This window comes from Streptomyces sp. NPDC029169 (assembly GCF_055563935.1).
On record NZ_JBVHXA010000006.1, the window covers coordinates 89,622 to 102,260 of the forward strand.

Consider the following 12,639-nt stretch of genomic DNA (forward strand, 5'->3'; position numbering starts at 1 on the left):
CCTCACTCCTCGCCCGCCATGCGCAGCAACAGGTCGTGCAAGACCTTGCGTTCGTCGTCGTCGAGCGGCGCGGTCAGTTCGTCGGTCACGCCGCGGCTCGTCCGGTCGGTGTCCCGCAGGAACGCGCCGCCGTCGGCGGTCAGGACGACGATCCGGCTGCGCCTGTCGCCGGGGGCCGGGCGGCGCTCCACGAAGCCCAGGCGTTCCAGGTCGTCCACGAGGCTGACGATCGCGCTCGGGTCGTAGCCGAGGTTCGTGCTCAACTCCCGTTGCAGGGCGCCCTCGACGGTGGAGAGGTAGCGCAGCACGGCGTAGTGGCGCAGGCGTACGCCGGACTCCTGGAGCGCCGCGTTGAAGAGTTGTCCCGAGCGCAGCCCCAGCCGGTAGAGCAGGTAGCCGGTGTCGGAGTGGAGCGAGCGCATCCACGGTTCGTCGGAGTCCATCGCCAGGTTCATGGCCCCAGGATGCGCCATGGTCGACCCATGCGACAACTATTGACGTCAACAATTATTGGTCCTAGCTTCCATTCGGTCGACCCATCAACGACGCCTCCTGCCAGGAGACTCCTCTCGAAGGGACACCTGTGTCTTCTCCCGCTCCCCTCCCGTCCCCGCACGTCGACCTGCGCGGGAAGGTCGCCGTCGTCACCGGTTCCGGCCGCGGCCTCGGCCTTGCCTACGCCACCGCGCTGGCCCGTGCCGGAGCCCGGGTCGTCGTGAACGACCTCGACGCCGAGACCGCCGAGCAGGCCGCCGAGACCGTACGGAAGGCGGGGAAGGCGGGCGGCGGCGACGCGGTCGCCGAGGCCGTCGCCGTCGGCACCGCCGAGGCCGCCCAGCGCCTGGTCGACCGGGCCGTCGCGGAGTTCGGCCGGCTCGACGTGATGGTCACCAACGCCGGCATCCTGCGCGACCGCGTGCTGTGGAAGATGACCGACGACGACTTCGACGCCGTCGTCACCACCCACCTCAAGGGCACCTTCACCTGCGCCCGCGCCGCCGCCGTGCGCATGCGCGAGCAGGGCGAGGGCGGCCGACTCGTCCTCGTCGGCTCGCCCGCCGGCCAGCGCGGCAACTTCGGGCAGACCAACTACGCCGCCGCGAAGGCCGGTATCGCCGCCATGACGCGTACCTGGTCCATGGAGCTGGCCAAGGCGGGCATCACCGTCAACGCGATCGTGCCGGTCGCCGCCACCGCCATGACGGAGACCATCCCCGCCTTCGCGCCGCACATCGCGGCGCTGCGCGAGCGGGGCGAGCCGCTGCCGGACCTCCTGCGCAAGGGCGAGGGCTTCGGCACCGTCGAGGACTGCGCCGCGCTCGTGCCCTTCCTCGCCTCGGACGCGGCCCGCGACGTGACGGGTCAGTGCATCGGCATCGGAGGCGACCGGCTGACCCTCTGGTCGCACCCGCAGGAGGTCGCCTCGGCGTACGCGGACGGCGGCTGGACCCCGGACGCGATCGCCACCGCGTGGCACACCTCTGTCGGAGCGAGCCCGCAGACCGTGGGCATCCCCGCCCCCAAGGTTCCGGCCCCGGCGGAGACCCGATGAACCTCGACGCCCTCGTCGCCATCGACGTCCACACCCACGCCGAGGTCTCCGCCCAGGGCCACGCCTCCCTGGCGGACGAACTGAACGACGCCTCCTCCGCGTACTTCAAGGTCGCCGGCGAGCGCAGGCCGACCGTCCAGGAGATGGCCGCGTACTACCGCGAGCGGAACATGGCCGCCGTGGTCTTCACCGTCGACGCCGAGTCCGCGACCGGCACCCCGCCGGTCCCGAACGAGGAGATCGCCGAGGCCGCGGCGGCCAACTCCGACGTACTGATCCCCTTCGCCTCCGTCGACCCTTTCCGCGGCAGGGCGGGCGTCCGCCAGGCCCGCAGGCTGGTCGAGGAGTACGGGGTCAGGGGCTTCAAGTTCCACCCGAGCATCCAGGGCTTCTTCCCCGACGACCGCTCGCTCGCCTACCCGTTGTACGAGGTGCTCGAAGAGACCGGCACCATCGCGCTCTTCCACACCGGCCAGACCGGCATCGGCGCCGGAGTCCCCGGCGGCGGTGGGATCCGGCTGAAGTACTCCAACCCGCTGCACGTCGACGACGTCGCCGCCGACTTCCCCCACCTCAAGATCATCCTGGCGCACCCGTCCTTCCCGTGGCAGGACGAGGCCCTGGCCGTCGCCACCCACAAGCCCGGGGTGCACATCGACCTTTCGGGCTGGTCCCCGAAGTACTTCCCGCCGCAGCTCGTGCGGTACGCCAACACGCTGCTGAAGGACAAGGTCCTCTTCGGCTCCGACTACCCCGTCCTCACCCCGGACCGCTGGCTCGCCGACTTCGACAAGCTCGCGATCAGGGACGAGGTCCGCCCCAAGATCCTCAAGGAGAACGCCGCCCGGCTGCTCGGGCTCGTCTGAAGGGCCGCCCCAGATGCATCACAAGGGTACGAACATGGGCCTGGGCTCGTGGCCCGCACGCCGGGCCCGCAAGACCCCGGACCGCACCGCCCTGATCCACCAGGGGACCTCCCTGACCTACGCCGAGCTGCACGACCGTGTCTCGCGGCTTGCGGCCGCGCTGCGCGCGCGGGGCGTGCGCCGCGGCGACCGGATCGCCTACCTCGGTCCGAACCATCCGTCGTTCCTGGAGACGCTGTTCGCCGCCGGACTGCTCGGCGCGGTCTTCGTGCCGCTCAACACCCGCCTCGCGCCGCCCGAGATCGACCACCAGCTCACCGACTCGGGCACGCACACCCTGGTGCACGCTCCGGGATGCGCGGACGGCACCACTGTCGGATCGGTCCGCCGCGTTCAAGTGGGGGAAGATTACGAGGAGTTGATCTCCTCCTCAACCGGCGCCTCCCCGCCCGACGAGCCGGTCTCCGGGGACGACGTCTGCATCATCATGTACACCTCGGGAACCACGGGCCGCGCCAAGGGCGCCATGCTCACGCATGCCAACCTCACCTGGAACGCCGTCAACGTCCTGATCGACACCGAACTGCGCGCCGACGAACGGGCCCTGGTCACCGCCCCGTTGTTCCACACCGCGGGCCTCAACATGCTGGCCCTGCCCGTCCTGCTCAAGGGCGGCACCTGCGTCCTGGTGGGGCGTTTCGACGCGGACGCCACCCTCGACCTGGTCGAACGCCACCGCATCACCGCGATGTTCGGCGTGCCCACCATGTACGACCTGATGTCCCGCTCGCCCCGCTGGACGGACGCCGACCTGTCGTCGCTGCGCACGCTCAACTGCGGCGGCTCGCCCGTCCCCGGCCGGCTCATCTCCACCTACCAGGAGCGGGGTCTCGTCTTCCAGCAGGGATACGGGCTGACGGAGGCCTCGCCCGGGGTGCTGTTCCTCGACCCCGAGCACGTCGTCAGCAAGGCCGGCTCCGCGGGCGTCCCGCACTTCTTCACCGACGTCCGCGTCGTACGCCCCGACGGGAGCGACGCGGCGCCCGGCGAGACCGGCGAGGTGCTCGTACGCGGCCCGCACGTCATGTCCGGCTACTGGGGGCTGCCCGAGGCGAGCGGCGCCGCGCTCGGCGCCGGATGGCTGCACACCGGCGACGCCGCCCGTGCCGACACCGACGGCTATGTGACCATCACCGACCGGATCAAGGACATGATCATCTCCGGCGGCGAGAACATCTACCCGGCCGAGGTCGAGGACGCGCTGCTCGCCCACCCCGACGTCGCCGAGTGCGCCGTCATCGGCGTCCCCGACGCCAAGTGGGGCGAGGTACCGCGCGCCGTGCTCGTGCCGCACCCGGGCGTCGAGCTCGACACGGACGCCGTCCTCGCCTCGCTCGCCGGGCGCCTTGCCCCGTACAAGATCCCGAAGACGGCCGTCGTGACCGACGTACTGCCGCGCACGGCCTCCGGAAAGCTCCGCAAGCCCGAACTCCGCCGCATCCACGGCCTCACGAACTCCGAGGAGAACCCCGCATGACCATCACTGTGCACGGCATCGACGCGCTGAAGAAGCTCGCCGCGGAGAACGACGGCGACCTCGGCACGAGCGACTGGCTGGAGATCACCCAGCAGCGCATCGACACCTTCGCCGACGCCACCGACGACCACCAGTGGATCCACACCGACCCCGAGCGCGCCGCCGCCGGCCCGTTCGGCGCGCCGATCGCCCACGGCTATCTGACGCTCTCCCTGTTCATCCCCCTCTTCACCGGTCTGCTCGACGTCCAGGGAGTCGCCACGAAGGTCAACTACGGCCTGGACAAGGTCCGTTTCCCCGCTCCGGTCCCGGTGGGCTCCCGCATCCGGCTCGCCGGGCGGCTCGCCTCGGTGGACGACGTCCCCGGCGGTGTGCAGATCGCGGTCGACGGCACGGTCGAGATCGAGGGCGGCGCCAAGCCGGCCGCCGTCCTGCGCTCGCTGTCCCGCTTCTACGTCTGACCCTCCGCCCGTCCCCACCCTCCAGGAGTACGCCATGTCCGCTCCTCCGCAACACTCCGCAGACATACGGCAGTTGCGCCGCGTGGCACTGTCCGGGCTGCTCGGCTCGGCCGTGGAGTTCTACGACTTCCTGGTCTACGGAACGGTCGCCGCCCTCGTCTTCGGCGAGCTGTTCTTCCCCGAGGCCGATCCGGCGATCTCCACCATCGCGGCCCTGGGCACGTTCGCCGCCGGCTACATCGCCCGGCCGCTCGGCGGCATCCTCTTCGGTCACTTCGGCGACCGGATCGGCCGCAAGGCGTCCATGCTGTGGACGATGACGCTCATGGGCACCGGCAGCCTCCTCATCGGCCTGCTGCCCACGTACGAGGCCATCGGGGTGTGGGCGCCCGTGCTGCTCGTCCTGCTGCGCGTGGTGCAGGGCATCGCGATCGGCGGGGAGTGGGGCGGGGCCACGCTGATGGCCGCCGAGCACGCCGGGGACCGACCGCGCGGCCGGTGGACCGCGTTCACCCAGCTCGGCGCCCCGGCGGGCACGCTCGCGTCGACCGCCGTCGTCACCGCCGTGTCCACGCTGCCCGACGAGGACTTCCTCAGCTGGGGGTGGCGGGTCCCGTTCCTGCTCAGCGTGGTGCTGCTCGCGATCGGGCTGTACGTCCGGGTCTCGGTCGCCGAGAGCCCGCTCTTCCGCGCCGAGCGGCCACGGGGGGCCGCTCGGCGCCGGCCGCCGGTGGTCGAGGTGCTCCGCCGGCCCCGGGCGGTGCTGCTCGGGGCCGGGGTGGGCATCGCCCCGTTCGCCGCCCAGTCGGTCATGACGACGTTCCTGATCTCGTACGCCACCGGCCACGGCTACACCCGGCAACAGGTCCTGACCGGCGTCACCTGCGCCGCGGCCGTCGCGCTCGTGGTCCTGCCGGTGGCGGCCGCCGCGTCCGACCGCTGGGGCCGGCGCCCGGTCGTCGCCCTCGGCGCGCTCCTCTCGGCGGCCACCGCGTTCCCGGTGTTCGCGCTCGTCGGCTCGGGCCGTCCCGGGCTGCTGATCCTGGCCTGCGTCATCGGCCACGGCATCGCCCAGTCGATCATGTACGGTCCGCTGGCCGCGCTCCTCACCGAGCTGTTCGGCACGCGGACGCGGTACACGGGTGCCTCCCTCGGCTACCAGACGGCCACCCTCGTCGGCGGCGGCCTGTCGCCGCTGCTCGCGCAGTCCCTCGTCGCCACGTACGGCGGCACGGGGCCCGTCGCGCTGCTCCTTCTGGTCGCCGCCGCGCTCACCGTGCTCGCCGTATGGCGCATCGGCGAGACGCACCGCACCTCCCTGTCCGTCCCGACCGCCGCCTCCCCGGCCGAGCAAGGAGTCGCCCCATGACCAGCACGCGTTCCCGCCGCCGGGGTGCGGCCGCCACCACGGTTGCCGCCGCCCTGGTCCTGGGGCTCACCGCCGCCACTCCGTCACCGGCACCGCCCCGTCACCTGACCGGGATCCTCGACTCCGGGGCGGCGTACGAGATCGACGTACCGGAACGCTGGAACGGCACCGTGCTGCTCTTCAGCCACGGCTACCGGCCGGCCGGCTCCGCCAACCCCGCGACCGACGCCCCGGACGACGCCACCCGCGCCCTGCTCCTCGACAGCGGGTACGCGCTGGCCGGTTCGTCGTACGCGACCACCGGGTGGGCCGTCGAGCAGGCGGTGCCCGACCAGCTCTCCACGCTCGACGCGTTCACCCTTCGCGTCGGCGAGGCCCGCCGCACGATCGCCTGGGGCGAGTCGTACGGCGGCCTTGTCACCACCGCGATCGCCGAACGCCACCCCGGGCGCGTCGACGGCTCGCTCGCCATGTGCGGCCTCGTCCACGGCGGCGTGGCCAACTGGAACTCCACGCTCGACGCCACGTACGCCCTGAGGACGCTGCTCGCACCCGGTGCGGACATCCCGCTCACCGGATTCCGGGACGCGGCCGAGGCGGGGCGCGCCGCCGACCGGCTCGGGGCGGCGGTGACCGACGCGCAGCGGACGCCCGAGGGCCGGGCGCAGATCGCGCTCGCCGCCGCGCTGCACGCGATCCCCGGCTGGAACGACCCGGACCTGCCGCGCCCCGCCCCCGACGACCACGCGGCGCAGGAGGCCCAGCAGTTCAGGGCCGTCCAGGGGCTGATCCAGGCGCCCGCCTTCCGCTGGCGGCAGGAGGCCGAGGTGCGGGCGGGCGGCACGATGTCGTGGAACACCGGCGTCGACTACGCGACGATGCTTCGGCACTCCGCCCAGTACGCCGAGGTCAAGGCCCTGTACAAGGCGGCGGACCGCTCGCTCACCGCCGACCTGCGGGCGCTCGACCAGGCACCGCGGCTCTCCGCCGACCCGGAGGCGGTCGCGTACATGGCCCGCAACATCGCCTTCACCGGACAGCTGACGAAGCCGCAGCTCGACATCCACACCACGGGCGACGCCCTGGTCCCCGTACGGGTGGAGAGCGCCCACCGCGCGGCCGTCACCGCGGCCGGCCGGGCCCCGCTGCTGCGTCAGGCGTACGTGGAGGCAGCGGGCCACTGCACGTTCTCGCCCGGGGAGCAGATCGCCGCCCTGCGCACCCTGGAGCGGCGGATCGCCACGGGACACTGGCCCGACACCTCACCCGAGTCCCTCAACGCGGCGGCCCACCGGGCCGATCCGTCGTCCCCGACCCGCTACACCCGCTTCGAGCCGGGGCCGTATCCGCGCCCGTACAACCTGGACTGAGACATCCGATGAGGCGAGGAGCCAGGCCGGACCTCTCCGGCCTGGCTCCTCTTCGCATCGTGGTCACTCCAGGGACCGGCGGTCCGCCGCGGCCAGGGACGGGTTCCAGCCGCGGCGGGGGACGGAGTCGAGCAGCAGGCGGGTGTACGGATGGGTCGGTGCGGCCAGTACGTCGGTGGTGGGGCCCTGCTCCACCACCCGGCCCGCCCTGAGCACCATCACCTCGTCGGTGATGTGCCGGACGACGGCCAGGTCGTGCGTGACGAAGAGGAAGCCGATGCCCGTCTCGCGCCGGATCGTGCCCAGGAGTTCCAGCACCTGCGCCTGGATGGACACGTCCAGGGCCGCCACCGACTCGTCCAGGACGAGGACCCGCGGCTCGGCGGCCAGGGCGCGGGCGATCGCCACGCGCTGGCGCTGGCCGCCCGACAGCCTGGCGGGCAGGGCCGCCGCCTCCCGCTCGCCGAGCCCCACCTGGTCGAGGAGTTCGGCGACGCGCGCCTGCCTGGCCCCCCGCTCCATCGGGGCGTGCAGGCGCAGCACCTCCTCGACGCAGCGGCCCACCGGCACCCGCGGATCGAGCGAGAGATACGGATCCTGGAAGACCATCTGGATCTCGCGGGCCCGCGCCAGGCGTTCGGCCCGCCCGCGGGCCGGCGCCGAGCGGTCGCGGCCGCCGATGCGGACCCGGCCGCCGTCGGGCCGCTCCAGACCGACGAGCATCCGCACGGTCGTCGTCTTGCCGCTGCCCGACTCGCCGACGATGCCGAGCGAGGCGCCCGGCGCCAACGTGAACGACACGTCGTCCACGGCCAGATGGTCCCCGTACCGCTTGCACAGCCCTTCGACCACGAGCCCGGTCCCGGTTGCGGTCACAGTGCGATCCCTTCGTCCGCGCGGTGGCAGGCGGCCAGACCGTCGCCGTGGCGTGCCAGTACAGGTGTCTCCGCCACACACCGCGGCTGCGCGTGGACGCAGCGCGCCGCGAAGGCGCACCCCGGCGGGGCCTCGGCGAGGGAGACGGGCCGGCCCGGGATGGGCCGTGGGGCGGAGGCCTCGGCCTCAATACGCGGGGTGCAGGCGAGCAGCCCCGCCGTGTACGGGTGGCGCGGCCGGTCGAACAGCGCGTCGGTGTCCGCCGTTTCGGCGATCCGGCCGGCGTACATCACGTACACCCGGTCGCAGGTCGCCGACGCCAGCTCCAGGTCATGGGTGACGAAGAGCATGCCGGTGCCGCGCTCCGCCTGGAGCCGGGTGAGGATCGCGATGATCTCGGCCTGCGTGGTGACGTCGAGCGCCGTGGTCGGCTCGTCGGCCACCAGCAGCTCCGGCTCGCCCGCGAGCGCCGCCGCGATCACCACCCGCTGGAGCATGCCGCCGGAGAACTGGTGCGGATAGCGGCACAGCGCGCCCCGCGGATCGCGGATGCCCACGGCGTCGAGGAGTTCCTCGGCCCGGGCGAGCGCCGCCGCCGCGGGGGTGCCGGCACCGCGCAGACCCTCGGTGAGGAAGTCGCCGACGCGGCGCAGCGGGTTCACCGAGGCGCGCGGATCCTGGTAGATCATCGCGACCTGCCGGGCGCGCAGCCGGGTCAGCTCCGTCCGGTCCATCGTCAGGACGTCGCGGCCCCCGACCCGTACCTCACCGGTGGTCCGGGCCTTGGGCGGCAGCAGGCCGAGCACGCTGCGGCACGCCACCGACTTGCCCGACCCGGACTCGCCGACCAGGCCGACCGTCTCGCCGGCCGCGACGCGGAGCGAGACACCGTCGAGGATGGGCCGGGCCGCCTGACCGCCCGGCAGCCGGACCCCGAGCCCGTCGATCTCCAGGACAGCAGATGTCATCGTGCTCATCGCTCCCGCTTCGCGATCCGGTCGGCGAGGCCCTCGCCGACGATGCCGAACGCCACCACGGCCAGGACGACGCACACCGACGGCGCCAGCGCGGGCAGCATGGCCCCCTGCTGGAGCGCCGCCTGGCCCTCGTTGATCATGGCTCCCCAGTCGGCCGTGGGCGGCTGCACACCGAACCCGAGGAACGACAGCGCGGCGAGGTCCATCAGGGCGTACCCGAAGTTCATCGCGGACTGCGCGCACACGGTCGGCGCGATGTTGGGCAGCAGGTGGCGCAGACAGATCGTCAGGCCCGACCAGCCCTGCACCCGGTACGACTCGATGTACGGACGGGCCTTCTCCTGGCGGGCGATCCCGCGCACCAGCCGCCCCACGTACGGCGTGTACGCCACCGCCATGGCGATCACGGGCGCGGTCATGCCCGAGCCGAGGACCGCCACGAGCAGGATCGCGAGCAGCAGCCCCGGGATCGCGAAGGCCATGTCCATCGAGCGGGACAGCACCGCGTCCGCCCAGCCGCCGCGCCAGGCGGCGGCGAGACCGAGCAGCGTGCCGAGGAGCGTCGAGACGCCGACCACGAGCAGCGGTCCGAGCAGCCCCGTCCGCGCGCCGTGCAGCAGCCGCGACAGGATGTCCCGGCCCGACTGGTCGGTGCCGAGGAGATGGTCGCCGCCGGTGCCCACCAGGCTCGCCGACAGGTCGAGCGCCTCGGGATCGTACGGCGCGAGTACGGGAGCCAGTACGGCGACCAGGACGAGCGCCGCGAGGACGGCGACCGAGGCCGTGAACAGCGGGCCCTGCCCGAAGATGCGCAGCGCGCGCAGCCCGGGGCGGCGGCGCAGCGCGCCGGACGCCGGGGAGGCGGTGGTGGTCATCGGGACGCCTCCCCGTGGAGCGAGAGCCGGGGGTCGACGAGCGGGGCGAGCAGGTCGACGGCCAGATTGACGAGGACGAACGCCGTCACGCTCAGCAGGGTGATCGCCTGGACGACGGCGAAGTCCTTGGCCGTCACCGACTGCACGAGCAGCGAGCCGACGCCGGACACGTTGAAGGCGGTCTCGACGATCGACGTACTGATCAGCAGACCGGCGAGCATGGTGCCGCCGACGGTGACGATCGGGCCCAGGGCGTTGCGCAGCACATGCCGGCGGACGACGGCGCCGCCCGCGACCCCGCGGGCGCGCGCCACCTCGACGTGCTCGCGCCCCAGTTCGTCGAGCATCGCCGACCGGGTCACCCGGGCGAGCAGACCGGCGAAGGTGATCGCCAGCGCGAAGGCCGGCAGCGTCAGGTGGTAGACCCGGTCGCCGAAGGTCTCGGGGGTGCCACCGGGCCCGGGAAGCCAGCCCAGTTGGACGGAGAAGAGCGAGACGAGCGCGATGGCGCTGACGAACGAGGGCGTCGCCGTCGCCACTCCGGTGCCGAGCAGCACCGCCCGGTCCACCGCCCCGGGCCGCAGGGCGGCCAGGACGCCGGCGGACACGCCGAGGACGGCGACGAGCAGCGCCGCGTACCCGACGAGCACCGCCGTGCCCGGCAGACGCGAGCCGATCAGGGAGCCGACGTCCTGGTGGAACTGCGAGGAGCGGCCGAAGTCGCCGTGCAGGACCCCGCCCAGCCACTTCCCGTACTGGACCGGAAGCGGGTCGTCCAGGTGGTACTGGGCGCGCAGCGCTTCGACCGTCTCCGGGGTCGCCGGGCGGCCGTGGAGCAGGAAGGACACCGGGTCGCCGGGCGCGAGGTGGACGGTGGCGAAGACCACGACCGAGGTCACGAGCAGCACCGTCGCCAGGCCGGCGAGCCGGCCTGCCAGATAGCGCGTCATGGGGAAGCGCGTCGTGAGATGGCGCGTCGTGAGATTGCGCGTCGTGAGATTGCGCGTCTTGAGAGGGCGCGTCATGACCGAGCGGCCCCGATCGTCGCGGCCCACGGGTAGTACAGCTGCGCGATCCCGGTCGGCGCGCCCGTCACCCGGCTGCCGAGGAAGACCGAGAAGGGCGCTTCGTACAGCGGGATGACGGGCAGCTCGCGCACGGCGATCTTCTGGAGTTCGGCGGTCAGGTCCGCCCGGCGGGCCGGGTCGGGCTCCGCGTTCGCCCTGTCGAAGGCGGCGTCGTACTCAGGGTTCGACCAGTTGCCGTAGTTCCCGAAGTCGCCCGTGCGCAGGTACTGGTAGAACTCCAGAGGATCGGGCGTGCTGTCGTACCCGTTGGTGATGACCAGGTCCAGGCCCTTGCGGGCGGTCGGGTCGACGAAGATGCTGCTGTACGCCTCCGGGGCGACGGACTTCAGCTGGACATCGAGCCCGATCTGCCGGCCGGCAGCCTGGACGGCGTTGGCCACGACGCTGATCTCCGGGGCGAGCGTGCTGGTGACGAGGGTGACCTTGCGACCGGTGGCACCGGCCTCCTCGATCAGCTTCTTCGCGGCGGCCACGTCGTACACCGGCTCCGGCAGGGCCTTGAAGTAGCCCTCCGTCTTCTCCGGTACGAGTGCCCAAGCGCCCTGTGCGGTGGGGGCCTTGGCCGGGACGCCGATGCCGCCGGCCGCGGCCTTGACGATGTTCTTCCGGTCGAGGGCCATGGAGAGGGCCTGGCGGACCTTGAGGTCGCCGAGCGTGCCCTCGAAGTCGAGGACAGCGAGGTCGGCCGCCGCGGTGTTGGGGCCGAAGTACACCTTTCCCTTGGGGGTGTTGCGCAGCTGCCCCAGCGAGGACGAGGGCACCATGTACCCGCCGTCGGCCGTGCCCGACAGGAAGGCGCTGGTACGGGCGGCCGGGTCCTCGATGAAGGTGAACTTCACGGTGCCGGTCTTCGGGGCCAGGGCCTTGTCCCAGTACGCCGGGTACTTCTTGAGGGTCACGCTGTCGCCCTGGGCCCAGTTGTCGAGCGCGTACGGGCCGGTGCAGTTCACCTTGCCCTTGGGGCCGCCGTAGTCCTTGCCGGCCTTCGCGAGGAAGGCGGCGCTCTCGACGGTGCCGGGGGACGCGGCAAGGAGCTCGTTGAGCAGGACGTCGGGCCTGGTGAGCTTGATCGTCACCTCCAGCGGACCGCTCTTGGCGATCGAGGCGACGTTCTTGAACGCCGATCCCCACGGGGAGCCGGTGGCCGGGTCCATGTGGCGCTTGAGGGAGGCGACCACGTCATCGGCGGTCATGGGCGTGCCGTCGTGGAACGTCACGCCGGGACGCAGGCTGTAGACCCAGGTCTTCGGGTCGGGGTTGGCGTACTTCTCCGCGAGCCCGGGCTCGATCTTCAAGTCGGGGGTGACCCGCAGCAGTTGCTCGCACACGTTGGCGAGCACCGTGTTCGGCGGGTAGTCGTAGGCGAGCGCGTAGTCGAGCGTGTAGGGCTCGGCGTACAGCGACCAGGTGAGGGAGTCGAGCGCTCCCCGCGCCGCGGGGGAGGTGGGGGTGACGGTGTAGGCGGAGTCGCCGCCGCCGGATCCGGCACCGGTCGCGCCGGAACACCCGGCGGTGGTGGCCGCGACGGCGGCGGAACAGACGAGCAGTGCGGTGGCTCTGGACATGCGCAAGGAGACCCACCCCTTTACGGGTGTAGTGACGGGCGCTGGGGGATGGAGCGAGTATTGATGCGGGAACGTTCCCGCACAAGGCTTTGCGGGACTTTGC

Annotated in this window: 12 protein-coding genes; 6 read left to right on the forward strand and 6 right to left on the reverse strand. The window is 72.5% G+C overall.

Going from position 1 to position 12,639, the window contains the following annotated elements; translation table 11 throughout:
- Positions 1–2 precede the first annotated feature (2 nt).
- Positions 3–455: a MarR family winged helix-turn-helix transcriptional regulator gene (locus tag ACZ4VI_RS13680; RefSeq protein WP_467999385.1), complete on the reverse strand. Its 453-nt coding sequence runs from the start codon at positions 453–455 to the stop codon at positions 3–5.
- Positions 456–583: 128 nt separating this feature from the next.
- On the opposite strand from ACZ4VI_RS13680, the gene ACZ4VI_RS13685 reads away from it, so the two are divergent.
- Genes ACZ4VI_RS13685 through ACZ4VI_RS13710 form a run of 6 tightly spaced genes read left to right on the forward strand, consistent with a single transcriptional unit; the run spans position 584 to position 7,155 of the window.
- On the forward strand, positions 584–1,552 hold the full coding sequence (locus ACZ4VI_RS13685; RefSeq protein ID WP_467999386.1) for an SDR family NAD(P)-dependent oxidoreductase: 969 nt from the start codon (positions 584–586) through the stop codon (positions 1,550–1,552).
- Positions 1,549–2,418, forward strand: a complete 870-nt coding sequence (locus ACZ4VI_RS13690; protein ID WP_467999387.1) for an amidohydrolase family protein — start codon at positions 1,549–1,551, stop codon at positions 2,416–2,418. The genes ACZ4VI_RS13685 and ACZ4VI_RS13690 overlap by 4 nt, the downstream gene beginning before the upstream one ends.
- A 13-nt stretch (positions 2,419–2,431) precedes the next feature.
- The gene (locus tag ACZ4VI_RS13695; protein ID WP_467999388.1) at positions 2,432–3,955 is read left to right on the forward strand and encodes an acyl-CoA synthetase; all 1,524 of its coding nucleotides are present in this window, start codon (positions 2,432–2,434) and stop codon (positions 3,953–3,955) included.
- Positions 3,952–4,416: a MaoC family dehydratase gene (locus tag ACZ4VI_RS13700; RefSeq protein WP_467999389.1), complete on the forward strand. Its 465-nt coding sequence runs from the start codon at positions 3,952–3,954 to the stop codon at positions 4,414–4,416. The genes ACZ4VI_RS13695 and ACZ4VI_RS13700 overlap by 4 nt, the downstream gene beginning before the upstream one ends.
- Positions 4,417–4,450: 34 nt before the next feature.
- On the forward strand, positions 4,451–5,785 hold the full coding sequence (locus ACZ4VI_RS13705) for an MFS transporter (RefSeq protein WP_467999390.1): 1,335 nt from the start codon (positions 4,451–4,453) through the stop codon (positions 5,783–5,785).
- Positions 5,782–7,155, forward strand: coding sequence for an alpha/beta hydrolase (locus tag ACZ4VI_RS13710; protein ID WP_467999391.1), 1,374 nt, complete (start codon positions 5,782–5,784; stop codon positions 7,153–7,155). The genes ACZ4VI_RS13705 and ACZ4VI_RS13710 overlap by 4 nt, the downstream gene beginning before the upstream one ends.
- 63 nt (positions 7,156–7,218) lie before the next feature.
- On the opposite strand, the gene ACZ4VI_RS13715 is transcribed toward ACZ4VI_RS13710, so the two are convergent.
- The 5 genes from ACZ4VI_RS13715 to ACZ4VI_RS13735 form a co-directional block, all read right to left on the reverse strand.
- Complete coding sequence (locus ACZ4VI_RS13715; protein WP_467999392.1) at positions 7,219–8,031, reverse strand: ABC transporter ATP-binding protein; 813 nt, start codon at positions 8,029–8,031, stop codon at positions 7,219–7,221.
- Positions 8,028–8,999, reverse strand: coding sequence for an ABC transporter ATP-binding protein (locus ACZ4VI_RS13720; protein ID WP_467999393.1), 972 nt, complete (start codon positions 8,997–8,999; stop codon positions 8,028–8,030). Before ACZ4VI_RS13720 ends, ACZ4VI_RS13715 begins: the two co-directional genes overlap by 4 nt.
- 5 nt (positions 9,000–9,004) lie before the next feature.
- Positions 9,005–9,883, reverse strand: coding sequence for an ABC transporter permease (locus ACZ4VI_RS13725; protein WP_467999394.1), 879 nt, complete (start codon positions 9,881–9,883; stop codon positions 9,005–9,007).
- Positions 9,880–10,833: an ABC transporter permease gene (locus ACZ4VI_RS13730; RefSeq protein WP_467999395.1), complete on the reverse strand. Its 954-nt coding sequence runs from the start codon at positions 10,831–10,833 to the stop codon at positions 9,880–9,882. Before ACZ4VI_RS13730 ends, ACZ4VI_RS13725 begins: the two co-directional genes overlap by 4 nt.
- A 71-nt stretch (positions 10,834–10,904) precedes the next feature.
- On the reverse strand, positions 10,905–12,536 hold the full coding sequence (locus tag ACZ4VI_RS13735; protein ID WP_467999640.1) for an ABC transporter substrate-binding protein: 1,632 nt from the start codon (positions 12,534–12,536) through the stop codon (positions 10,905–10,907).
- Positions 12,537–12,639: the final 103 nt, after the last annotated feature.

Excerpts from the sequence above, each read along its gene's own strand:
- ACZ4VI_RS13690 (WP_467999387.1), top strand. The coding sequence starts at position 1,549 with ATGAACCTCGACGCCCTCGTCGCCATCGACGTCCACACCCACGCCGAG.
- ACZ4VI_RS13725 (WP_467999394.1), bottom strand. The coding sequence starts at position 9,883 with ATGACCACCACCGCCTCCCCGGCGTCCGGCGCGCTGCGCCGCCGCCCC.
- ACZ4VI_RS13695 (WP_467999388.1), top strand. The coding sequence starts at position 2,432 with ATGCATCACAAGGGTACGAACATGGGCCTGGGCTCGTGGCCCGCACGC.
- ACZ4VI_RS13710 (WP_467999391.1), top strand. The coding sequence starts at position 5,782 with ATGACCAGCACGCGTTCCCGCCGCCGGGGTGCGGCCGCCACCACGGTT.
- ACZ4VI_RS13735 (WP_467999640.1), bottom strand. The coding sequence starts at position 12,536 with ATGTCCAGAGCCACCGCACTGCTCGTCTGTTCCGCCGCCGTCGCGGCC.
- ACZ4VI_RS13705 (WP_467999390.1), top strand. The coding sequence starts at position 4,451 with ATGTCCGCTCCTCCGCAACACTCCGCAGACATACGGCAGTTGCGCCGC.
- ACZ4VI_RS13680 (WP_467999385.1), bottom strand. The coding sequence starts at position 455 with ATGAACCTGGCGATGGACTCCGACGAACCGTGGATGCGCTCGCTCCAC.
- ACZ4VI_RS13720 (WP_467999393.1), bottom strand. The coding sequence starts at position 8,999 with ATGACATCTGCTGTCCTGGAGATCGACGGGCTCGGGGTCCGGCTGCCG.
- ACZ4VI_RS13730 (WP_467999395.1), bottom strand. The coding sequence starts at position 10,833 with ATGACGCGCTATCTGGCAGGCCGGCTCGCCGGCCTGGCGACGGTGCTG.
- ACZ4VI_RS13700 (WP_467999389.1), top strand. The coding sequence starts at position 3,952 with ATGACCATCACTGTGCACGGCATCGACGCGCTGAAGAAGCTCGCCGCG.